Origin of the sequence: Caldimonas mangrovi (assembly GCF_023721835.1) — a bacterium.
In the GTDB taxonomy this organism is placed as follows: Bacteria; Pseudomonadota; Gammaproteobacteria; order Burkholderiales; family Burkholderiaceae_C; genus Caldimonas; species Caldimonas mangrovi.
In genome coordinates this window covers 1-19,968 of record NZ_JAMKFE010000020.1, presented here as the reverse complement: position 1 = coordinate 19,968, position 19,968 = coordinate 1, and the positions used below count along the sequence as shown (strand labels likewise).

25 protein-coding genes are annotated in these 19,968 nt (G+C 61.7%); 1 reads left to right on the top strand and 24 read right to left on the bottom strand.

The window, feature by feature from the left end:
* The first annotated feature begins 1 nt into the window (after position 1).
* Positions 2-193: a hypothetical protein gene (locus M8A51_RS23570; protein ID WP_251781008.1), complete on the top strand. Its 192-nt coding sequence runs from the start codon at positions 2-4 to the stop codon at positions 191-193.
* On the opposite strand, the gene M8A51_RS23565 is transcribed toward M8A51_RS23570, so the two are convergent.
* The 24 genes from M8A51_RS23565 to M8A51_RS23450 all read right to left on the bottom strand — a co-directional run bounded on the left by M8A51_RS23565 (position 177) and on the right by M8A51_RS23450 (position 19,768).
* Positions 177-2,135, bottom strand: coding sequence for an ADP-ribosyltransferase-containing protein (locus tag M8A51_RS23565; RefSeq protein WP_251781007.1), 1,959 nt, complete (start codon positions 2,133-2,135; stop codon positions 177-179). The genes M8A51_RS23570 and M8A51_RS23565 overlap by 17 nt on opposite strands.
* Positions 2,125-4,155: a hypothetical protein gene (locus M8A51_RS23560; RefSeq protein ID WP_251781006.1), complete on the bottom strand. Its 2,031-nt coding sequence runs from the start codon at positions 4,153-4,155 to the stop codon at positions 2,125-2,127. The genes M8A51_RS23565 and M8A51_RS23560 overlap by 11 nt, the downstream gene beginning before the upstream one ends.
* 3 nt (positions 4,156-4,158) lie before the next feature.
* On the bottom strand, positions 4,159-4,620 hold the full coding sequence (locus M8A51_RS23555) for a hypothetical protein (RefSeq protein ID WP_251781005.1): 462 nt from the start codon (positions 4,618-4,620) through the stop codon (positions 4,159-4,161).
* 1 nt (position 4,621) lies between these two features.
* A complete protein-coding gene (locus M8A51_RS23550) occupies positions 4,622-7,051 on the bottom strand; it encodes a hypothetical protein (RefSeq protein ID WP_251781003.1) in 2,430 nt (809 codons plus the stop codon).
* Entirely contained in the window at positions 7,051-7,620 is a 570-nt protein-coding gene (locus tag M8A51_RS23545) for a hypothetical protein (protein ID WP_251781001.1), read from the bottom strand. Before M8A51_RS23545 ends, M8A51_RS23550 begins: the two co-directional genes overlap by 1 nt.
* A 66-nt stretch (positions 7,621-7,686) precedes the next feature.
* Positions 7,687-9,363, bottom strand: coding sequence for a hypothetical protein (locus M8A51_RS23540; RefSeq protein WP_251781000.1), 1,677 nt, complete (start codon positions 9,361-9,363; stop codon positions 7,687-7,689).
* Between the two features lie 74 nt (positions 9,364-9,437).
* Complete coding sequence (locus M8A51_RS23535) at positions 9,438-9,746, bottom strand: hypothetical protein (RefSeq protein ID WP_251780998.1); 309 nt, start codon at positions 9,744-9,746, stop codon at positions 9,438-9,440.
* A 59-nt stretch (positions 9,747-9,805) separates the two neighbouring features.
* Entirely contained in the window at positions 9,806-10,021 is a 216-nt protein-coding gene (locus M8A51_RS23530; RefSeq protein WP_251780997.1) for a hypothetical protein, read from the bottom strand.
* Between the two features lie 34 nt (positions 10,022-10,055).
* Entirely contained in the window at positions 10,056-10,481 is a 426-nt protein-coding gene (locus tag M8A51_RS23525) for a Bbp16 family capsid cement protein (protein WP_251780996.1), read from the bottom strand.
* Between the two features lie 19 nt (positions 10,482-10,500).
* Complete coding sequence (locus M8A51_RS23520) at positions 10,501-11,532, bottom strand: major capsid protein (protein WP_251780995.1); 1,032 nt, start codon at positions 11,530-11,532, stop codon at positions 10,501-10,503.
* Between the two features lie 35 nt (positions 11,533-11,567).
* Positions 11,568-12,236 (bottom strand): hypothetical protein, encoded by a 669-nt coding sequence (locus M8A51_RS23515; RefSeq protein ID WP_251780993.1) that lies wholly within the window; start codon positions 12,234-12,236, stop codon positions 11,568-11,570.
* A 100-nt stretch (positions 12,237-12,336) separates the two neighbouring features.
* Positions 12,337-12,651 carry a Bbp19 family protein gene (locus tag M8A51_RS23510; protein ID WP_251780992.1) on the bottom strand — a complete coding sequence of 105 codons (315 nt, stop codon included), beginning with the start codon at positions 12,649-12,651 and terminating at the stop codon, positions 12,337-12,339.
* Complete coding sequence (locus M8A51_RS23505) at positions 12,651-14,390, bottom strand: portal protein (protein ID WP_251780991.1); 1,740 nt, start codon at positions 14,388-14,390, stop codon at positions 12,651-12,653. Before M8A51_RS23505 ends, M8A51_RS23510 begins: the two co-directional genes overlap by 1 nt.
* On the bottom strand, positions 14,390-14,653 hold the full coding sequence (locus M8A51_RS23500; protein WP_251780990.1) for a hypothetical protein: 264 nt from the start codon (positions 14,651-14,653) through the stop codon (positions 14,390-14,392). Before M8A51_RS23500 ends, M8A51_RS23505 begins: the two co-directional genes overlap by 1 nt.
* Before the next feature lie 3 nt (positions 14,654-14,656).
* A complete protein-coding gene (locus M8A51_RS23495) occupies positions 14,657-15,106 on the bottom strand; it encodes a hypothetical protein (protein ID WP_251780989.1) in 450 nt (149 codons plus the stop codon).
* A gap of 36 nt (positions 15,107-15,142) precedes the next feature.
* Positions 15,143-16,612: a hypothetical protein gene (locus M8A51_RS23490; RefSeq protein WP_251780988.1), complete on the bottom strand. Its 1,470-nt coding sequence runs from the start codon at positions 16,610-16,612 to the stop codon at positions 15,143-15,145.
* Positions 16,593-17,051 carry a terminase small subunit-like protein gene (locus M8A51_RS23485; RefSeq protein WP_251780986.1) on the bottom strand — a complete coding sequence of 153 codons (459 nt, stop codon included), beginning with the start codon at positions 17,049-17,051 and terminating at the stop codon, positions 16,593-16,595. The genes M8A51_RS23490 and M8A51_RS23485 overlap by 20 nt, the downstream gene beginning before the upstream one ends.
* A complete protein-coding gene (locus M8A51_RS23480; protein WP_251780985.1) occupies positions 17,051-17,548 on the bottom strand; it encodes a hypothetical protein in 498 nt (165 codons plus the stop codon). Before M8A51_RS23480 ends, M8A51_RS23485 begins: the two co-directional genes overlap by 1 nt.
* Positions 17,549-17,550: 2 nt before the next feature.
* Positions 17,551-18,021 carry a hypothetical protein gene (locus M8A51_RS23475; RefSeq protein WP_251780984.1) on the bottom strand — a complete coding sequence of 157 codons (471 nt, stop codon included), beginning with the start codon at positions 18,019-18,021 and terminating at the stop codon, positions 17,551-17,553.
* A gap of 2 nt (positions 18,022-18,023) precedes the next feature.
* Positions 18,024-18,239 (bottom strand): hypothetical protein, encoded by a 216-nt coding sequence (locus M8A51_RS23470; protein WP_251780983.1) that lies wholly within the window; start codon positions 18,237-18,239, stop codon positions 18,024-18,026.
* Positions 18,236-18,544: a hypothetical protein gene (locus M8A51_RS23465; protein WP_251780982.1), complete on the bottom strand. Its 309-nt coding sequence runs from the start codon at positions 18,542-18,544 to the stop codon at positions 18,236-18,238. The genes M8A51_RS23470 and M8A51_RS23465 overlap by 4 nt, the downstream gene beginning before the upstream one ends.
* Positions 18,541-18,771: a hypothetical protein gene (locus M8A51_RS23460; RefSeq protein ID WP_251780981.1), complete on the bottom strand. Its 231-nt coding sequence runs from the start codon at positions 18,769-18,771 to the stop codon at positions 18,541-18,543. Before M8A51_RS23460 ends, M8A51_RS23465 begins: the two co-directional genes overlap by 4 nt.
* Complete coding sequence (locus M8A51_RS23455) at positions 18,768-18,986, bottom strand: hypothetical protein (RefSeq protein WP_251780980.1); 219 nt, start codon at positions 18,984-18,986, stop codon at positions 18,768-18,770. Before M8A51_RS23455 ends, M8A51_RS23460 begins: the two co-directional genes overlap by 4 nt.
* A gap of 203 nt (positions 18,987-19,189) precedes the next feature.
* A complete protein-coding gene (locus M8A51_RS23450) occupies positions 19,190-19,768 on the bottom strand; it encodes a hypothetical protein (RefSeq protein ID WP_251780979.1) in 579 nt (192 codons plus the stop codon).
* Positions 19,769-19,968: the final 200 nt, after the last annotated feature.

The following is a 19,968-nucleotide window of genomic DNA, read 5'->3' as shown; positions in this document are numbered from 1 at the left end:
GGTGCTGACCTTTCTCAAAACGGCCGGGATCATCTTCGGCCTGTCACTCATCATCCCGCTCATGGTTTGGGGCGGCTCCGGAGACTGGCGCGGGGCCTTATACGGCTGGTGGCAGTGGGCGAAGATCATGATTGGCTTTGTCGTGGTCGGCGGCGGGCTGGGCCTCTTTGTCTGGCTCACGTCCCGTTTGTAAGGGCGCACTGCACTGCCACCTCGTACAGAGGCGCTTCGGCTAGTTCCTCGTCGGCCTGGGCCTTCACCTGCTGGAGGAAGTGGGATAGCCGCATCGGCTTCTCCATCCCGTCCATCATGACTTCGAGGTCAGGGAAGTCGCGCTGTATCTCTGCTAGGCGCGCACCAGCCATGCTGGTTTCAGCTGCTGCCGCTTCTGGTGACGCGGCTTCGGTCCCGCTCGGCGCGGCTTCCGTCGTCTCACCCGGCTTCGTGGACGCCGTGACTGCCGCGTCGCCCTCTGGCTCCGTCGTCTTGACCGGTTCGGGGCGCGGTTGACGAAGAAGGCCAGCGCTCTTGGCCTCCTCCCTGACTGCATCGACGGCGCGCATGATCTGGCCGGCGAACTCCGCCAGTGGATCGGTCAGGCTGCCGGAGGTCGGGTCGAATCGGCCGGAGTTGCCGATGGCTGACTTGATTTGCTCCGGACTGAAGACGACGAATTCGTCATCGCCGATGATGGCGCCGTCGTACCCATCGGCCTTTGCCTGCTCCAAAGCCTTCGCCTGGTCCTCCAGTGAGCGCATCACCGGGATGCGTTTCGGGTTCTCGATGCTCAGGTAGGCGGGGACAATATTTGCACCAGACTGCCGACCGGCGTAGTACTCGGCATCTGCTGGCCTGCTGGTGAAGAAGATGCCCCCACTGTCTGGGGCTCCTCCGTAGTCAAAGACCGACTCGCCCTCCCGGCTGAACTGCTGGATATCTTTCCTCGTGCCGTGATAGACGACCAAGGGCTGCCCGACATCATCGACAACCTTGGATTCGCTGAACCAGTTACGGAAGGCAGGAGATTCCGTGACGGGCACGTCAAACTTTGGCGCGACATCTGTCACATTCACGCGCTCACCGCGGGCCAGCTGCTCCGATGCCTTGTCCAGCGCCCGGGCTTCTTCAGCAACACCGCGGGTATCAGTGGGGTCTACCAAACTCTTGGACTGCTGCTCCTCCATTGCGAGCCGGACACGAGCGGCATCCACTGCCTCGCGGGGGAAGGCTTCCGATACAGCCTGCGAAACCTGGGTTTGCTGGGGGGCGGCGTCCGGGGCTATCGGAGCGGCCTCCGCAACAGGCTGAGCTGCTCGCGCTCGGCGCGCGGCCCCGCGGAGCGCAAACGCACCGAAGCCAGCCGGGACCAGCGTCGAGACAAACAGCCCAACCGGGTCTAGCGGGTCGTACTGCATCGCCAGATCTTCATAGCCGGCGTTGTTCAGAATGGTCTTGGTTGCGGCTTGCTGGCCGACGAACGAGATTGGTCCGCCTAGCGCAGTGAGGCCGACCGTCCCCGCTACCGTCTTGCCTGCCACAGGAAGCGCAACACCGGCCGCTGCAGTAGCGGCGGTCACGGCGCCCACGGCCACCCGGGTAGCAGCGTCGACCCCCTCCCTGCGCAGTTCGTCCGATGCGGCGATGCCCTCGTCCGCACCAGTCATCGCAGCGCCGGCCATCGGGCCGCCAAGGACTGAATATCCGACCGCCTTGGTTGCGAAGCGGGAGAAGTCGAAAACCATTTTCTCCGCTGTGCTTGCCGTCACCGGGTCTGGGCGATACCAGCGGCCATAGTCCCGGAGCGTGTCGCCTACTGCCGAACTGGCAGCCTCGCCGGAAAGGATTTCGCGCTGAGCCTGGCGGCGGACATCCTCGGGAGCGCCGAATCCACCAGCGGCATCGGCCAGCACCGAAGCGCCCTCGGGGACATTGGTCCCAAGGTTGAACGTGCCCAGCGCACCGACGACATCCGCGCCGAAGGCTAGGGATTCGTTGGTCGCGGCGGCGGCGCCACGCGGAACGGCGGAAGCCGTCCCCCACACGCTGAACTTGGCGGGCGGAGGGGCGCGACGGGGAGAGTTCGCAACCTGCTGCAGAGCGAAGTCGGTCCCCTCCTGGTCGATCTCATTGAGCATTCGGCGCCCCGATCTTGATCACGACAGCGCGCCCCTGGTCGTTCGTGACAACACCGCCACCGGCCCGAACTGCATACCGGCCCTGCCCGGCGTCGATAAGTTGCGAATCCGGAATCGCCTTGATGAAAGCGTCCATAGTCACCACCTGGCCGTTCACGTAGACCTTCTCCTGCGCGTTCATCACGTTCGCAGGAGTCACCGCACGTACTGAGTCCTCGAACTGATCTTGAGTCACGCCGTACGGAAGAGGGATCTTCGAGCCGTTGAACTCGGCAATCCCACCGGTTGCAAGGCGCACCGCTCGGCGCGGGTCGACTTCACCCTCGGCTGCAAGCCCGGCCGTGATGAAGTAGGACGCCTCGATGGCGTTATCTCGCACCTTCTGGTTCGTGTACGCCTCGCCGATCTCCTTGGCGATCTGCGCCTTCCACCCAGCTTCTGCGCCCTGCTCCACCTTCACGGCCTTGTCCTTGATGGCTTGGGCGCCGGACAGGATCAACTCGGACGTGAATCGCCCTTGAGAAGTCTGTGCAGTGCCCATCGTCAAAGCCAAGGCGAGCGATTTGTCCTTGGCGTCGATCTGCTGCGCAAGAGCAACGGCCATCGGCCCGGGCATGGAGCGAGACAGCAAAGCAACGGCCTCCGTCTTCTGCTTCACCGGGAGCGTAGAGAGTTGCTGCGAAAGCGCCTCGGCCTCTTGCCTGAGCAACGGAGATACGGGCTTGCCGGTCTGCTGCTGGACCAACTGCGCCTGCATGACGCGCCCCTGTATCGTCCCGGCCAGCGCCTGAGGGCTTGCGACGTTCACTTGCGCCAGATCCGGGAGAACACCACGCTCCACCGCGGCGGACATCGGATCATCCTCATAGTCGCGCTTTGCCGCGTCGCGGATCTGCTCTAGTTGCTTGATCTGCTTTTCTCGCGCCGGGTCGGTCCCCTGAGCGTTCGACTGCGCCTTGAGACGGTTGATGATCTCGTCCTGAGCGGCGATTGGTTGCGAACCGAAAGCCGCGTTCTCCGGGCCTTGCCGCAACGTCTCTTGGAACGCTGCCGCGAAAGGGGTTCCGGCAACCTGGTTTGCCACCTGCTGAACGTACTGAGGCGACAGGGTTTTTCCCTGGGAGATGATCGAGTTCGCCGCCTCGAACTGGGCTTGAGCGTTGCGCATGCGTCGCTCAGCCTCTGCTGCCGCCCGCCTTGCTTCAGCTTCCGCCTTTTGTGCCTTGGCGACTCGTAGGCCTTCGAGCGTCAGTTCTACCCTCGTAGCCTCGTCAGCCTGCATCTCTCCGCGGCTGGTCTTGAAATACTTTTCAGCAGCGTCGCTCTCGCCGTTGGCGAAGTAGCGATCCAGCACGGTCTTGTGGGTCTTACTGACTGCATCCGAAACAGCCTGCTGGATGAACTCGTCACCCATCCCATGTGCGCGGGCGAAGTCGGTGATCGCGCCACGCTGGCGGATAACGGCATCCTTGATCCTCTGGGGATCTTTGTAGTGGATGCCAGCCTCGTCCCTTGCGTTGGCGATGAAGGCGTCCGTCTCCTGCTTGTCATAGTTCCTGATCTGCTCGCCGACATGTCGGGTCAGGTAGCGATTCAGGGACTCGCGCCGGTTCGCTGCCATGTTCGCAAAGGCGAATTTCTGATCATCGTTTGACAGGCGGCTCTCGATTTCCTGGATCTTGGAATCGAGCCCAGGAACCACAGTGTCAGGTAGACCAGCCGCGTCCTTGCCCTTGGTGTTGCCGATCTGCGTTTCCTGCTGGAGCTGGAAGTCCGACAACTCGCGTTCAGCAGAAAGCACTGCCACCTGATCAGCCCGGCGACGCTCCTTCGCGGCAAGTTCTGCGGCCTTGCGTTCTCGCTCCTGACGCTCGGCATTGGCGACTGCTCCAACATCAGCGCCAAGCTGCTGCAGCCCTTCGCCAATGCCGTTCCTCCCGGAAGGCGCGGCATTGAGCCTAACGCCCGGAATGGCACGCTGTTGAACTTGGGGCTGGCCGTAGGTTGGTACACGCGGCATCGATTACCCCTTGAAATAGCCGCCGCGGTAGACGTTCCCCGCAGTGCCGAGAATCGTCCCGATGGCTTGGCTGGTGCCCTGGGATCTAGCGATGGCACCCTGGTTCCTGGCGTCAACCGCTTGTGTCCGGTAGCCCCAGGCCTCACGGGCGGCGTTGTTGCGGATCATCAGCGCGTCCATCTCACCAAGGGCGGCTGTGTCCTCCTGAACGTCCAAGGCCGACCCGGAATCGATCTCAATCCCTTGCGCCGCGAGGCGGGCACGCTGAGAGCCGATGAGTTGTCGGGTAGAACTGCGTTGCCTCGATTCCTCAAGCTCGCCACGCTCCAGTGCATCGACGGCCTGCGACTCGGCGACGCGCGCGTTGTATCCGGCGATCTGGCTTTGCGCCTTGCCGGCCTGGTATTGCGATGTTGCGTTCATCGCCCCGCCAGCAACCATCATCATTCCTGCCGTGAATGCCATGTCAGCCCCCGATCTGCCCTTCCGGGATTGCGGAAAGGATCGTCAGTGGCAAAGGGTCACGCTGGCGCACGAATACCCGGCCGTTGTCGTTCCATGTGCCGCTCATGTTGATTTCGATGTTCCCCGTCACCGGCTCAGTTGGAGAGTCGTAACCCTCGTCATCCGTGCGCTGCTTGTACTCGCGCAGGTTGTCTTCATCTGGCCCGGCGAAGATGCCGCGCGACGATTCGACTACCAGAGTGACCGAGCGAATCAGCTTCCTCTTGTCCCTTAGGAGCGAGTCGCCGAGCGGATCAAGGTCTAGCGTCTCGAAATCCGACTCGATGGGTAGCCCAACAATGATCTGAGCGTATGGCCGGGGGAGCGTGACTGACCCGGAGGCAACAGTGAACAGCGGTGCGTCAACCCCGTTTGCCACCACGTACCCGTCAGCCAGGATGCCAACCGACTTGCCTTCGAGATGATCAAGCCCGGCAACCGTGTCGACGGCCATAGCCCAATCTGCGGTAGCCGCGCCACGAAAGGCAACAGGAACCGTCCTGTTCGGGCGGACAGAGACGATCTGATTCGTGCTGTACGCCGTGATCTCGCAGCGCAGGTTTTCCCCGCCCAGGTCGAAAACAATCTCGTTGCCCACGTCGGTGGGGGCAAATAGGGTTGCACTAGCGGTCGCCGTCAAGGTCTCGGTGTATACCCAATCCGTCCCACCCGATAGCGTGATGGTCGTAGCCCCCGCGTTCAGCCCGTCATAGCTCAAGCCAGAATCGACGAACCACGCATCAGTAGGCAGGTCAACAATTCGACGGTCAGCGAATCGTTCGATATAGCGCTGCGTCACGCCGCCAATGGTCCGGTTGACCACGGTATACACGGCGTCGTCATTCGATTCCGGGATGCAAACGACATCCTCGAAGGCTCCATCCGTGTCGTGCCGGTGCCAGCCCCATACGTCCTGATCGCGCATGTAAGTCAAACCGAGCAGAGTTCCGTCGTCTCGAACCGCCCACACGATGGAATGGGGAACCTGCTGAAAGTCCCAGCGGGTGATCTGGTAGCCGTCGAACATGTGCGCCGAGAAAACGGTGAGGTCCTTCCCGACGTAGGCGTCGCTTTCCAGCTCGAAGCGAAGATCACGCACGATGGACCCACGAGCCTGCACAAACAGAGCGCTGTTCCCGATCAGGACCGGAGCAACCTCTGCAGACCCGCTGTAGCCCTGCTGCCGGGCGTTGATGGCGATGGGAGAGACAACCCCATCACCGTCGCCACGAACAACCCACTCCCCGCCGCTGGTGAGGATGACCATGCTTCCAATGTCGAGGATGTGGCGAATCTCGTTCACCTGCCTGCCGGCGAGCGTGAACGTAACCGAGTCGTCCTCTTGCAGCGGGCTCGAAATCGAGAAGTTATTGTATGCCCCGCTCTTGGACATCCACACCGTTTCCGGTCGGTTGTCGGAGTTGCCGAAGGTCAGGCGCTGCTGGTAGTAGTTGACGGCGGACGGGTAATTTCCAGTTCCGCTGAATGGGTTCCTGGCTACGGGGGGCGTCTGGCTGGTGTCCCGGGCGATGTTGTCGTCCGTGAATGCATTCGTCGGTGAGATACCGATGAATCCAAACACGCCGTCGTCATTGTCGCGGTAGATGTTGTATTCGACCGCGCCAGAAACGGCATCCCAATCGAGCTGGATAGGGTAGTCGCCCCCAAGAACAACCAACTCACCAGACGGCAAACTCTCTTCGTAGGTCTCCTCCGCAACTGCAGTCACCTTGTAGGAGACGTTGACCGACCCGGCCCCGGTGGTTGCGTTGAGGTTGACTGGCGCATCAATGCCAGGAACGAACGTCTTTGCAACAAGCGTCCACTCTAACGCCCCCTGCCGCCGCAGATCGCGCGGTGAGTGGTTCGGGTGAACGATCGTCATCACGTCCGCCGACTGGACGAACTGCAACCCCTCTAAGTCCTCCTCCTGGTACGGGGAGGGAATCTCGTAGATGGTGCCCGTCAGCGGATACCAGTAGGTGGCGTTGGGCGGCACCTGGTTGGTATGCGCCTGAATGCAGTAGTAGAAAACGCCGCCCTGGGTCACTAGGTCCGCAACCGTGTACGCGGTCACGTTGCTCCAGTTCGCAACGCCGGACACTTCAAGCTGCGCCGCGTTCTGGATAAAGCGGATGTAGCCCTCGCCAAACTCAAGGACGTAGGACTGCTCCGAGTTGAAAACGAACTTCAGCAGCCGCACCCGCTTGGTCGAATCCTTCACCTCGCAGATGAACCGCGTTCCGGGGCGATTGGTCACGCCACCGTGGCGCATGACGTAGAAGTTCCGACAGGTCCGAAGCCCATTCTGGTACTTGCTGACATCGGCTCTGCCGTAGACCGCGGGCGCGATCTCTCCTGCAGCGAATGAGCGCTGAGCGATGGACGCCATTACTCGCGTGCCCTCACGAACTCGGACTCAAGCGGCTCGGTCTGCTGGCCTTCGTTGAGCGAAGTGGCTTTCGATTGGCTGATCGCCTCCTGAAAATACTGGTAGCACCGCTCGCGCTCCCCGCTCACACGCGACAGCGGCATGGCGATGTAGTGCCCCAGCAGGAACGAAAGCGCCTTCGAGAACAGGGCATCGAACCGCCCCTCGTCCGTCACGGCAACCGTGTATTCGAGAACCGCGTCGGCTTCGTCGGTGTAGATCAGCTTTCCTTGGGAGTCCTGCCCGACCTTGAACGGTGGCGGATTACCATCGCGCCGGCCGGCCACGGTGACCAGGCGACGCGCGAACACGCAATCGGACGGGTATCGGTAGGCGTACGTCCAATCGTTGTTCGGGGTCTCCTCGACCAGACCCAGTTCTGCGTACTCCGTGGCAAAGGGCCACGGGAATGCCGTCAGGACTTCATCCCTGGCCTGCTCGTAGAACCGGTTGCACTGGATGGCCTCTTCGCTGCGCTCGCTTGTGCGGTTGGCAATGGAGCGCGCAATGCCAATATGGCCCAGCGCCATGTTACAGATTTGGACATCGCTTGCCACAGCGGAACCCCTTCAAGTAGCCGCCATGCTGTGGAAAACCTATGTGTTCGCGTAGACGTAGGCCGCGCTGTCGTCGTAGCACTTGGCGCCCGACACATGGACAACCCCACCGGCCCCGATCCAAGGGGAGACGATCTCGCCTGGGCCTTGAACGTTCAGGTTGTTGAATATCCTCACCGGGTACTGCGCGAGGATGTTGTCCCCGGCTCCCGCATACGTGATGTTGTTGCAGCGCATCTTCAGGCCGCCAAGGTCGTTGTTGAACACCTCGCCATGAGCGTTCGGGAACTGCAGCAGGTCCTTCCCTGCAATCTGGGTGTTGCCCCAATTGCAGTCGCTGGTGTCAGGCGCCTTGGGCTTGGCGTTCACCCCCGACACTGTGGTGATCCGAATCCCGTGATAGCTGATGTTCCCCGGCTCGGTGCCGAGGTCGATGTTTCGGTTCCCGGAGATCGTGAAGCCGACCGTGTTGCCCCATAGGCTGATCACCGTCGTGTTCCGGCTTGCGAAGCCCTTGGAGATCAGAACGTTGTTTGTGATCCGCGGGGAAATCGCCAGGTCCGTGACCATCACGATTGCGCCGGTCATCGTCGCCAAATCTTCCTGCGACAGCTCACCCATTCGCTGATCGCCGGCACGCCTGCCAGCCGCACTCCCAGTGCTCGGCTTTAGAGCATGAAGCCCGATATCAAGGCCACGTAGGCCCATCTTGATCACACCAGACACGTTCGCCAGACTCCAGATCTGGGCGTACTTGCCGAGGTGTGGGTGCCCCGCTGGCCCAACCACATAGGCGAACCGGTACGGGGCTGGCTGGAACCGGCTGATGCTTGTCACCCCATCCCACGTGCAGAGAAGCGTCGGGGCATTGGCGCCTGTACCCTCCACCCCCGTGACCGTCGTCATGGTCAAGCCTGGGTGATACGCCGACGTGTTGGTTTGCACGTCGTACCCGATGTACTCCTCGGAGCACAGCTTGATCACGTTCCCGTCGATCACATCGTCGATGAAGCTTTGCATCGACGGCACGGCCACATAACCAGACACGGCGTGATTGAACATGCCCGTAATACCAGTCACGCCACCTTCGCAGTAGTTGCGCAGGTACTTGAACCGATACCCGCCGTTCCTGAAGAAGTGCCGACCGCCGCCGCCAATCGCCATGACAGAACGGTTGTCCGAGAACTCCGAGTTGTGCAGGTTGAACGTCAGCGCTGCATACAGGCAGTCCTCGAAGTAGTTCCAGCGCCCCATCGTGTTCGGGGGGGTGTTGGCACCACCACAGTAGATGCCAGCGGCCCCAGGCGTGTTGATGTCGCAACCAAAGACCGTGATGTCTTTCTGACCGCTCACGGTCGGCAGAACTAGGCAAGTCGGCGGCGAACCACTGGGCGTGCGGTTCTTGAACTTAAGGTTGTACAGACTCAGGCTTACCGACAGCAGGATGTTCCCGGTGCCTCGAATTTCCACATTCCCATCAGAGAACAGCGTCAGAGGAACTGCCGAAGCTGCAGCCTTTGGGCTCCACTGCGTGCTGCCGATGTCCAGATACCCAGTCGACCCCGGCAGCAGCTTCAGCGGCTTACCAGCACTGGCGGCAGCATCACACGCCGCCTGCACTGCCGCACGGCCGAGAGACACGTCCACCGTATGGCAGTCGGCGTTGAGGGTCGCAAGAACTGGTCGCAGCGCCGCTTCTCGGGCCTTCTGCCACAACTTGCCGTCCTCAATTGCCGCACCGCTGGATGGCAGCGCAACCCCGAAACTGCCGTGACGCGCTCGCCCTCTCATTACCGCACCACGTGATAGCTGAGCGTGCCAGCGCCTCCCGCGATGGCTCCAATGCGGGAGCCACGACGCACCAGAACTGCAACAGTGCTATCTGCGCGAATGAGGTATCCGGTCGCGGTCGTCACATCATTGGCTGTAGCGCCAACCTTGACATAGACGTCGACGTCGCACCAAATGTCATACACGCCTTCGTCGAGCGTGCTCGTCTGAGCTGCGGCAGCGGAGACGGCCAGCGTAGCCGCTGCACGCCCCTCAATGTCCACGTGGTCCGTGACCTGCATCCCGTGGTCGTAATCAATGCCAGCCATTTGCGGCTCCTAGAAAAAAGGGGCGGGAATCACCCCGCCCCAAGTCATGGCCCCGAAAATCAGATGACCTCGCGGTCGCCGGTTGGGAGAGGCCGGGTTTCCTCGGCCGCCTCTTTCAACGACTGTCCGCGCTGTGGCTTCTTCGGCTTCGCCGCTTCCTTGGCTGCCTGCTCGGCCTCGTAGACCTTCACTGGCTGAGCCCAGGACGGCACGGCATCCTCGGGAGCGCTGAACTTCTCGCCCTCGCGGATGCGCCTCTTGCCGTAGTAGCCCATGCGAATCGCAACGACTTGCATAGGTCAGCCCCGATCAGGAAACGGTGTAGCCACGCGCGTAGTAGCGCGACTGCTGAACCATCGACTTCGGCTGCAGGAACGCCGTCACCGTTACGGTGGGGGTCGTGCCGCCGAGCGTGTAGTTCAGGCGCAAATACCGCTCATTGGTGTCAGGCAGAGGGAACTCGAACAGCGTCCCCGCAGCCGTGCCGCGGGTGATGGTGAACGTGCCCAGGGTCGTCGCCGAGCCGAACGAGTCTGCGTCGTCCGTCTGGATAGCAACCGAGTAGGTCTCATCACCAGTCGTGCCGTCTGCGGCCACGTCCAGCACCGCAACCACCGACATGGGCTCACCCACGCCAATGTCACGGTCGACGGACAGGTCGATTACGTTCGTCGACGCCGCGGTCGCGGTCAGCGCCTGGGCATCGGAGAACAACAGGAGGGAATCGATGAACATGTCAGTTCTCCTTTCAGGTTCAGACCACGCGGGCTTCGGTTTCCAGAAGCGCGTCGCAGGTGCGGATCGGGATGCCGCGGAAGCTCGGGGTCCACACGCCGTCGATCTGGCTGTACTGAATCGAACCGCCGTTCAGCGTCGAGCCACCACCGCCACCGGTCATGACGTTGAAGCGCTGGATGTCCAGCATCTGAGCGACGGTGCGGTTCATGTAGAACGCGGCGCGGCCCATGCCCAGCTTGTGGATGCGGTGGATGGCCTTGATCATGAGCTTGATCAAGTTCGCAGCGCTCGACTCACCGGTCAGGTTCGACACGTCGACGTTGCAGATGCGAACCGCATAGCGCCAGTCACGCAGGGCCACGCCGGTCTTCCACTGCCAGTGGTCGCGGTAGGCACGCATGCGAGCGCCACCGATGCCGTTGGCGGTTTCCACCGTCACCAGGCCGAGGTCTTCATGCTGGAGGCCAGCCTTCGAGCCCTTCGGGAAGATGCCGTGAACCGTCTGCCCGCCCCACACGATCAGCCAAATCGAGGTGTTGTCGGAGCCAGTACCGCCGCCGTCGATGATGTTCACCGAGTTCGCGGGGGCGCCGGAGCCGACATCCGAGTAGCGAGTCGCCAGACCGACGAACTCCTCAGGAGCAGTGGACGCGCCGTAGAACAGCGTGGACGCCATTTCCTGGTTCATGGCTTCGATGAACGCCTGGCCCTCCGACAGACGGAACGCCGAGACGTTGCCGTTCAGTTCAGCGAGGTCCTTGTCCACTTCGCTGTAAGCCTCCAACATGCCGCAGGCCTCGTCGATCTGGGCGGTGGTGGACTTGCTCGGTTGGACGCCGTTGTTCAGCAGTCGCCACGCAACAGTCGGCAGACCAGTGCGCACCGTGGTGCGGTGGCCGGTCGGCAGGTTGCCTTCCATAAACAGCATGTCCGTGAGGACTTCGTTCGTTTGCGACAGCATTTCCACGATTTGCGGAACCTTGCCGTCCGGATCAAGCCGCTTGGCCCAATCGGCCAGAGTCAGCACGTTGCTGGAGAGAGTTGCCATTTGAGACTCCTAATTGCAGTAGCTGATTGACGACTTCAGGACTTGCTCGTGGACTCGCTGTAGAAGAGGTCTTCAACAGACTTCTTCCCGCTGGCATCGCTGCCGTTGGTCTCGAACTTGTCTTCAGCCATCGCCTTTCCGATGCGCGCGAACACACGGACGACTTCCGGGTGGTTGCCGTATCCGCTTTCGTTCAGCGCTTTCTTGAACTCGTCCGTGCCGTACTTCGTGATGGCCTTCTGGGCTTGCTTGACGGTCACATCGAAGTGCTCGCCACCAAGTTCCTTGTCAGCCTTCACGTCGTCGACCCAGCGGGTCCGTAGCTGCTGCAATTGCTGTTGCGCCGCCTCATGACGATCCGTGTCGCTTTTGGCTTCACGGTCCAGGAGCTTCTGAGCCGCCTCGTTGGTCAAACCAAGCTCCTTTGCGAAGGAGGTGATCTGCTCAAGTCGGGAGGCGTCAAAACCCTCGGGGGCCTTCAGCTCGTACTTCTCCGGAGCAGCGGGCTTGTCGCCTTGCTTCGATGCGTCGTCTTGCTTCTGGCCCTCTTGGCCCTGGGTCGCAGCGGCATCGGTTGCCGCAGCCTTCTCGCCTTCGGGCTTCGCTTCAGTCGTGACTGCTGCGTCGCCTTCTTGCGATCCAGCCTGCGCACCCGATACCGCTTCGGTTGTGTCTGCCGCGGTGATCAGCGTGTCTTCAGGCATCGGATTCCTTCCGGTATCTAGATGCCTGGCGATGCTGTGGAAAACCTATGGGGAAAACAAAACGGCCCGCATGGGGCCGCTTGTGTTTGGGCGCTGTTGATCAGTCGCCGCGCTTGGCGTTCTCGAAGGATTCGAGCTGCATTTGCAGATACAGGGCCTCGTCAGCCTCGGTGATCTCTGCCACGAGGCGCAACCCAATGTCTCGCCGCCCCTCATTGAAGTAGATGCGCGCGTTCGTCTCAAACGACGGAGCGAATAGACCGCACATCCCAAGCCAGCGCCAGATGAAGCGCCGGCCTTCAGGGGTGGACATAACAGTGCGCAGGTCGTTCAGCTCTCGATCCCTGCCGCGCCGCTCAGACCCGGCGGCTTCGGCAACCTGGGATTCGTCGGCCGCGTTCTTTTGCTTGCCCATCAGGACACACCCCCGCCAGCCATGGCGTTTGCAAGATTGGTCAGCGCGTTGTCGCCGTCCGTGTTTGCCTGCGACAGCTTCTGCATGCCGGATGCAGCCTGCTCCATCAGCGCCACGTTCTGCGCCATCTGCTCACGCTGCTGGCGTTGCTCACGGATCGCGGCCACATCCTCATCAGAACGAATGATTCGCACCGGAGCGGACACCGCGTCCCCGAACTCGTCGATGGCCTGGTCCACGTCCACCTTGTCCCAAATGCTTTGGTTCTGAGAGGCTGCGGCCAGCTCGGCGACGAAGGTCATCGTTCGCTGGATGCCTGACGTGCTCACCAGCTTCTGAGCCTGGGCCATGATCGAGACATACTCGACACGGAGATCCACGCCCTGTAGCTCCTCGGGCGCCTCAGGCAGCATCCCCGGAATCCCAGCCATGACGTTGAAGGCCCGATCCACCAAGGGGTCCAGCAGTTCATCGTTCAGGCGCTCCAGCACGGGGCCGAGCATTAGCAGCTTCTCTTCCTTGCGCTCCGCGATCTCGGTTGCCGTGATGTCCCGGCGATCCGACAGCGTGAGCATCAGGAACAGGTCTTCGAAGAACGCCCGGCGAATCCGCTCCTGGTGCTCCTGGATGTCCTCCAGCACTTCGGCGATGGACATGCGCACCTCGTGTACCGGGCGGAAACCCTGCTGTCCTTCACGCACGTCTACGTAGGTGATGTCGCCCGGCAATAGGCTGGCCTTCTGGTTCCGCAGGCTTGACGGCCCAGTCATCGGCGGGTTCACCATCTTCTCAACGGCCTGGCTCTTGCGCTTCTGAAGAAGCTGCAGCGCCTTGACGTCGCCCAGCACGTCCATTGCCGGGGAGGTGCCGTAGATGTCCTCGCTCATTACGTCCCAGCGCGGGCAGAGGATGGGGAACTGGTCGAAGCCGGATTCGCGCAGGAACCTGTTCTCAGTCGAGCCAAGTTCGTAGTAGCACGAGGAGAACCGCTTGAACTTCGGATCGACCATCGAATCGTCGAAATCCTGGTTCGGGTAGACGGCGTGCATCACGTCGACGACCGCCTCAAGGTTTCGGTTGTCCCACAGGTTGCGCACCGTCTGGGAGATGTTGGACCAGTCTGCCGAACCGGACTTCTCCTTGACCCGGCCGAACTTCTGCACGATCTGCCGCACGGTCATCGGAACCTCTCGAACGAAGGTATCGATCACCTGTCGCTCATTGGAACTCACCGCGTAGGAGCCAATCGGGAAGGTGTAGAACCGCATGGTGTCGCGGTCATCCTCCAAAGCGGCCATTGCGCCAGTGCCAAACACGCCCAAGTCCCCGTAAAGGATCGGAAGCGCGTTGTACAGGTTGGACTTGAGAAACAGCGTGTCCATCAGCCGGTTCACGTCGGCCAGCCACGTCTTGACCGGGCCAAACTCTGCCAAGGTCGGGTCGGGCGTGGTGAGTTGCTTCCACGGCCTGGCAGGGCTGGTGACGCCAGCCATCAGGCCAGATCGAAGCGAACGCGCTGCAAACGTGGCCGTGCTGTCGATGATTCGCTGGTTGCGTTTGTCGCCCTTGTTCCGATCAGTCGTGTGCAGCCGGATGCGGCGCGGCAGGATGTAGTCGGCTAGGTCGCGCCAATGCGATTCCCACGTAGAGCGCTCGTTCTTGAGCTGCGACCAAAGAAGCTCCAGGTTCTGCCGCTTGGACAGAGGCGTTCCGGGCTGGTATTGAATCGATGCGACCATCACTGCCCCAGGAGGGTCTTGCCGGTCGTGGGCGTGGCCGCCACACCTTGTGGCCCTGTCAGCAGCGTGTCGCTGCGCCCACTCGCCGCCATGGCCTGCTGCTTTTGACGGTCACGTGCGACCTTGCTGGCCTGATCGATCTCCTGGTTGGACATCGTGTCCGGAGCGGTCTGCTTCGGGATGTTCATCTTCGGCTTTTGAGACATGGCAACCGCCGTACCGGCCACACCAGCAACAAGCAGCGCCGCAGCAGAGAACCCCATCACCTACTCCTTGTCCAGCCGCTTCACGTAGATCAGGTCCATCAGCTCGTACCCCTGCCGCTCCAAGATGGCGCCGAAGTCATGCGCCGCCTTGATGTGGTGCGACACGACTTGAACGCCCTCCGAGCGCAGTTGCTGGTCTGCATACCTGACCAAACCGCGAAGGCCCAATGCGCCACGCTTGTGAAACAGCACGTCCTGAGCGGCCATCAGGCTGCCGGCGTAGTGGATGTGCGGCCTCACGAAGAACACCGCATAGCCGATCAACTCTCCGTCTTCCCGCGCCGTGTAGCACCGGAGCATCCCTACCTCTTGCAGAGCGTTGTATTGCTCCACCGAGGGATTGAGCGGGATGTCTTCGTAGTGCGCCACGCGCTGGTAGTGCTCCTTTACGAGCGGCCACAGATCGGACCAGAGGTCACGAACATCTTCCGTGGCGTAGACAGTGGGCATGCAGGCTCCGCGGTTTGCGGCGAGCCTATGGAAAACCTACGCGAACGGGTTGTATTCCGTCGCCGCGTTGGCCTCTTCCTGCCGGTGGATGGGGTCGTACTCGGTCGCGGCACGGTTTGTGCGGACCAGTCCCGGGGGCCCGGGCGGTGGTGGAGCAATGGGGGCGGCGAAGGTCAGGACAAACCCATCAGCCAAGTCAGGCGAGTAGCCCAGCCGCTCCTTGATGTGCTCTTTCTCCTCCACCCTGAGCTTGTCGCCTTGGAACGTGTAGGTGATGGCGCACAGCTCGCGCTGCAACTCCGGGATGTTCGGGAGCGCCCCGCCGCGCTTCACCCACTCAGCCGCCTCGAAATACATCTCCGCGCGCTTGTTGAAGTAGCGCGGATTCATAGCCTTGCCGGCAAAGCTCACCTCGATAGGGGCATGCCCCTTGAGCAGCAGCGAATCCACCACACCGGCCCCATAGCCGCCCGTGCCGTCAACGAAGATGCCATGCGCGCCCCAGGTTTGCGAGGCAAGCGCCACCACATCGGCGAGCTCGTTCGTCCTCACGTTGCGCAGGATCTTGGGGCGAAATGCCGCCATACCCTGGCGCGGGAACACCACGTTCCTGTCGTCCCCGAACCGAGCCACGTCAACCCCGAGCAACTTGGCCGCGAAGCTGTATTGATCCTCCCTGAGGTGCCGGCGCATGGCCTCGCTCACCTCGTCTGGGCCGAGAAGCGCATTCAGGCTGGAGGGCGGGAAGCGGCCGAAGACGTTGACCAGCACCCATGGGTTATCCCGGCCGTACTTCTCGATCTGTTCACGCGCCCACTGCACAGAGATGCGCGGCGAACGCTTCGGGTCGTCCGGGTCTCCGGTGATCTCCGTGAGGTGCCACAGGTGGCGCTCGTTCGTTGATGCCCGGTACAGCGGCCCCTCAAGGTGTGTCGGGTTGCCGGCCATCACGATCTTGGTCTCGATGCCGGTAGATAGGCCAGCTTCAGCCGCCGCCATCACGGCGTCAGGAATCCCCCCCACCTCATCCAGCACGAACAGCAGGTAGTCAGCGTGCAGGCCCGCCAGCGTGTCCGCCTGCTGATTGGAATCGGCACCCTTGCTCCAGGTCCGAGCCGAAGCCCACCACGTTTCCGGGTGATCCCTGGCGAAGATGCGCGTCTTCGTCCACTCGAACGCCTGCTTGACGAACGGCGAGTTGTTGCGCCACTTCGCAAGCTCGGTCCACAGGCCATCCGCCAGGTTGTCGGCAGTGATGGACGTACACGCGACTTTAGGATGCGGGCGGGTGGCGAGGAAGTTCCAGATCAGGATTGACAGCAGGCCGGTTTTGCCCGGCCCCTTGCACGCCTTCATCGCCAACCGCTGGTTATGCGGGAATGCCTGGAGTACGTCTAGCTGCCACGGGTCGGGGTTGAACCCGAAGCACTCGTGCGCGAATTGCGCCGGGTTCTCTCGCCAGGCCCTGAGCTTCGAGCCGGCCGCCTCAGCTACTTGGCTGCTCATCGTCCTGTTTCATGGAGCCGGCCACCAGATCGCCCAGGGTCAGCTTGCCGCTGTGCTCCACATCCAGCTTGTCGCCGTACTTCTTTGGGGCAACCTTCCCAAGGAACCACTTGCGGGCATCGACCCTGAGCCGCGATCTTTGGACGTTCTCGCCGTTGAACTTCCAACCGGCCGTTTGGGCGTCGTCGGCGTGCTGCTCCATCCAGTCGTTCCGAGCGTCGTCGGCGATCTCCAAGATTTCCTCGAAGATCGTTTCGGCCTGGGCTTCGCGCGCGCGGGCGTATTGGGTGCGGAATGACTCGTGTGCATCCAACCACCGAAGGACAGTCACCTTGTCAGGCATCCCATCCTGCTTGCAGATCTCGCGCAGCGACTTCCCGCTGGCGATCTCTTCGCAGATCAAGGCCGCCATCTCTTCCGTGTACTTCGAGCGCGCCATTACGCCACCTTCTCCCGTCGTCCGTCCCGATAGACCAGCCAGTCACCTTGCCTGCTTGGGCGCTCTTTCCAGTCCTCTTGACCTGGACGGCAGACCACAGCTTTGGTCGCTGGCATCGGCTCGTAGTCTCTGAACTCTGGTTCGCGCCGCTTAAAGCCGAACAGCTCAGCGTCAGTCAGGCTCTTGACTGCTCCGTCGCACCCTGGGGGAACCTTGCAGCCGGTCGTCACCCAGAAAAATGCTTTCGGACCTGTCTTGCGCTTGTTGCCGCTGGCTGTTACGCGCACATATCCGTCGCGTTCCATGTTGTACAAAACACGACGGGCAAGCTTTGTTTGTATGGAAATCCTGTCGGCCACGCCGGCACAGGTACTCGGCTCGCGCTCAAGGCTTGAGGTGGCGACTTCAAGCCACACCGCTACGGTGTGGTCTGCCATCTTCGGATACTGCTCGACCTTGTGGGCTGGTATCCGGGAGCGAAAGTCGATGCGCTTCATGATCACAGGTCCTTCTCAACCATCAGGTGTAAGACTTCGGCGCCTCGATCTTTGATGCGCGGCATGTAGGCCAGCCGCAGCCGCCAGCCGGCGACATCCGGCGTCCCAAGGCTTGGGAGCAGCATCGGCAGCACCCGGGTGCGGCATTTCTCAGGTTGAGACTGCCCGGCCCATGCCATCGGCTTGACGCTACGGCAGTCGCCCTCGCGGTAGCCGTACATGCCGCCGATGGTGAGAGCCGGTTTCCAGCCGCTCAGGTCGGCCTGCAGCGTGTAGCCGCCGTAAATCGTCCACCGGCTTTCACTGTTCCGGTAGATGCCTCCAGTCCAGCCGTCAGCGCTGCGGTAGTACAGCCCAGGATTGACGTTGTTGAACTCGGCTGCCGGGTTGTGGTGACTCACCAGGTGCACCCCCAGCGTTTGGGCCTGCGCACCGACCGATAGCAGGGCCGCGAGAACGAAGAACTTCTTCATCACTACCTCTTGAGAGCATCACGAACACCCCTCGCTACCTCGTCTGAGACTGCCCAGCGGAGATCTTCTCTGTCTAGGAGTCTTTTCATGAACGCCTCTAGACGGGCGATTTGCTGGTCTCGCTGCTCCAGCTTCTGGATGAGGCTGGAGATTGTTTGGTGTTCAACGGGCACGTACAGGCGGCCGTTGATCTCTTCGCACACGATGAAGTCGCTCACTTGTCGCTACCTCTTGCGCGGCGAAGCTGCGCTGCAAGCTCATGCATCAGCCCCTCGATGGCCAGCGTTTGTCGGTAGACGAGTTCGCCGCCCTCATCAAGGGTGTGCCGGATCTGTGTCATGTCGTCGGCTGACAATCCACATGCTTCTGCGAGTCGCTTGCACTCATCCTGGCGGGCGAGTTCTGCGAAGCGGCGGAGCTCCTTCGTGTGGTCGTGCCCGAAAACGTACGGCGACATAATCAGGCCACCGGCAACATGGAACCCTGCCGCTTCAGCCATCCGCTTGATTTGCTCATCGGTCATGAACGGCTCCTTGCCCGGATCGATTGCGCCAAGCTCCAGTCCCATACCTCCGCCATCTTGGCGGCCTCCTCGCCAAAACGCTCCCGCTCCATCTCTGCGGCCTGCTTGGCGTACTCCTGCATTTGCTCGGCGGTGTAGACCTGCACCTCCTCAATATCGCCGCACTCGTTGAGGGCGCATATGGCGTCGAACCGCTTCGGCAACTCCGGCAGCTTGATGTCACTCATTGGGGGCCCCTTCGCACCGGCCACCAGCCGACGGCCTTGCTTTCGTCCAGCGCATTGCGCTTGTGATAGATCACGATGCCGGACCCGCGCGCCGAAACAACCATGCACGTCCTGCACTCGATCTGCCGACCGTCTTTGAGGGCAACAACGATCCGTCGCCCCGACTCCGGGCGCTTGTGCATTGGGTTGATCCCGATGGTTGAGGTCTCAGCCATTGGCTTCTCCAGGTGGGGGCGGGAGAGGCATCCAGTGGGTGGGCTGGAACAACTCGTGCGGCCAGCGGGCGAGCCTGCCATCACGGTGCCGCCAAACACACCACGGATCAGAGGTGTAGGACACGCCGCCAAATTGCACATTGAATGCGCGCACCACGAACATCTCCCGGCCATCCTTCGGCGCCGTCTCGATTGGTTGCCACTCACCCATTGCTCTGCTCCCCTATGGCTGCGGCTGCGCGGACGCTTTCCGGCTGGTATCGCCCATGCCAGTCACGCGACCTTCCCGAGTAGTCTCGCTTGACGCGCATGTGTCGCTTCTGCCCTGGCACGCTTGGAGTCAGGATTGCCTCCTCGATAGACCATCCAGAACGCTCACGCTGGCAGACCTGCCCAGCAGTCAGCCCCATCTCACGCGCCCATGCGGACAGGGTTTGTGTCCGGCCGTTGATGGTGATATGCCTCGCAACCGTCGTGTTCTCAACCTGCTCCTGCTGCGTGGCCCACCGAACATTGCCGGGCTCATAGTTCCCGTTGACATCTATCCGGTCCAAGGAATGCCGGTCGCTCGGTCTTGGGCCGATGTGGTTGAAGAACGCCAAGAACGAGTGCATCCACTCATCGCAGACCTTTATCCCCCGGCCGCCGTAGTGCGGGTACTCGCGCTTCTTCGGATTCGTGCACCGCTGCTTCATGTGAACCCATGCGCGGTGCTCCGGCGACTTGTTCATCCCGTGGCGCTCACGTCTCGCCGCCATCAGCAGCATCTGCTTTTCGTCCATCACTTCACCTTTGAGTCACGTGTCAAAACCGCGCCGTCCTTGCCGCCCCACCTATCGCAGCAGGCGTTCGGCTTTAAGACGATCAAAGACATCTTCAATGAGGCCAACGTCCGTTGGATCGATGTACTCGACGGGAAGGTCATACTTCCAAAAGGCACTCTTGAACTCCGCCAAGTTCTCGTCCGAGCTTAGATCCTTGA

Coding starts and splice junctions, on each gene's coding strand:
- M8A51_RS23495 (WP_251780989.1), bottom strand. CDS start 15,106: ATGCCCACTGTCTACGCCACGGAAGATGTTCGTGACCTCTGGTCCGAT.
- M8A51_RS23515 (WP_251780993.1), bottom strand. CDS start 12,236: ATGCCTGAAGACACGCTGATCACCGCGGCAGACACAACCGAAGCGGTA.
- M8A51_RS23480 (WP_251780985.1), bottom strand. CDS start 17,548: ATGAAGCGCATCGACTTTCGCTCCCGGATACCAGCCCACAAGGTCGAG.
- M8A51_RS23500 (WP_251780990.1), bottom strand. CDS start 14,653: ATGGGGTTCTCTGCTGCGGCGCTGCTTGTTGCTGGTGTGGCCGGTACG.
- M8A51_RS23530 (WP_251780997.1), bottom strand. CDS start 10,021: ATGGGCTACTACGGCAAGAGGCGCATCCGCGAGGGCGAGAAGTTCAGC.
- M8A51_RS23545 (WP_251781001.1), bottom strand. CDS start 7,620: ATGGCGCTGGGCCATATTGGCATTGCGCGCTCCATTGCCAACCGCACA.
- M8A51_RS23520 (WP_251780995.1), bottom strand. CDS start 11,532: ATGGCAACTCTCTCCAGCAACGTGCTGACTCTGGCCGATTGGGCCAAG.
- M8A51_RS23505 (WP_251780991.1), bottom strand. CDS start 14,390: ATGGTCGCATCGATTCAATACCAGCCCGGAACGCCTCTGTCCAAGCGG.
- M8A51_RS23465 (WP_251780982.1), bottom strand. CDS start 18,544: ATGACCGATGAGCAAATCAAGCGGATGGCTGAAGCGGCAGGGTTCCAT.
- M8A51_RS23525 (WP_251780996.1), bottom strand. CDS start 10,481: ATGTTCATCGATTCCCTCCTGTTGTTCTCCGATGCCCAGGCGCTGACC.
- M8A51_RS23455 (WP_251780980.1), bottom strand. CDS start 18,986: ATGGCTGAGACCTCAACCATCGGGATCAACCCAATGCACAAGCGCCCG.
- M8A51_RS23450 (WP_251780979.1), bottom strand. CDS start 19,768: ATGGACGAAAAGCAGATGCTGCTGATGGCGGCGAGACGTGAGCGCCAC.
- M8A51_RS23535 (WP_251780998.1), bottom strand. CDS start 9,746: ATGGCTGGCATTGATTACGACCACGGGATGCAGGTCACGGACCACGTG.
- M8A51_RS23475 (WP_251780984.1), bottom strand. CDS start 18,021: ATGAAGAAGTTCTTCGTTCTCGCGGCCCTGCTATCGGTCGGTGCGCAG.
- M8A51_RS23460 (WP_251780981.1), bottom strand. CDS start 18,771: ATGAGTGACATCAAGCTGCCGGAGTTGCCGAAGCGGTTCGACGCCATA.
- M8A51_RS23565 (WP_251781007.1), bottom strand. CDS start 2,135: ATGCTCAATGAGATCGACCAGGAGGGGACCGACTTCGCTCTGCAGCAG.
- M8A51_RS23510 (WP_251780992.1), bottom strand. CDS start 12,651: ATGGGCAAGCAAAAGAACGCGGCCGACGAATCCCAGGTTGCCGAAGCC.
- M8A51_RS23555 (WP_251781005.1), bottom strand. CDS start 4,620: ATGGCATTCACGGCAGGAATGATGATGGTTGCTGGCGGGGCGATGAAC.
- M8A51_RS23560 (WP_251781006.1), bottom strand. CDS start 4,155: ATGCCGCGTGTACCAACCTACGGCCAGCCCCAAGTTCAACAGCGTGCC.
- M8A51_RS23550 (WP_251781003.1), bottom strand. CDS start 7,051: ATGGCGTCCATCGCTCAGCGCTCATTCGCTGCAGGAGAGATCGCGCCC.
- M8A51_RS23485 (WP_251780986.1), bottom strand. CDS start 17,051: ATGGCGCGCTCGAAGTACACGGAAGAGATGGCGGCCTTGATCTGCGAA.
- M8A51_RS23490 (WP_251780988.1), bottom strand. CDS start 16,612: ATGAGCAGCCAAGTAGCTGAGGCGGCCGGCTCGAAGCTCAGGGCCTGG.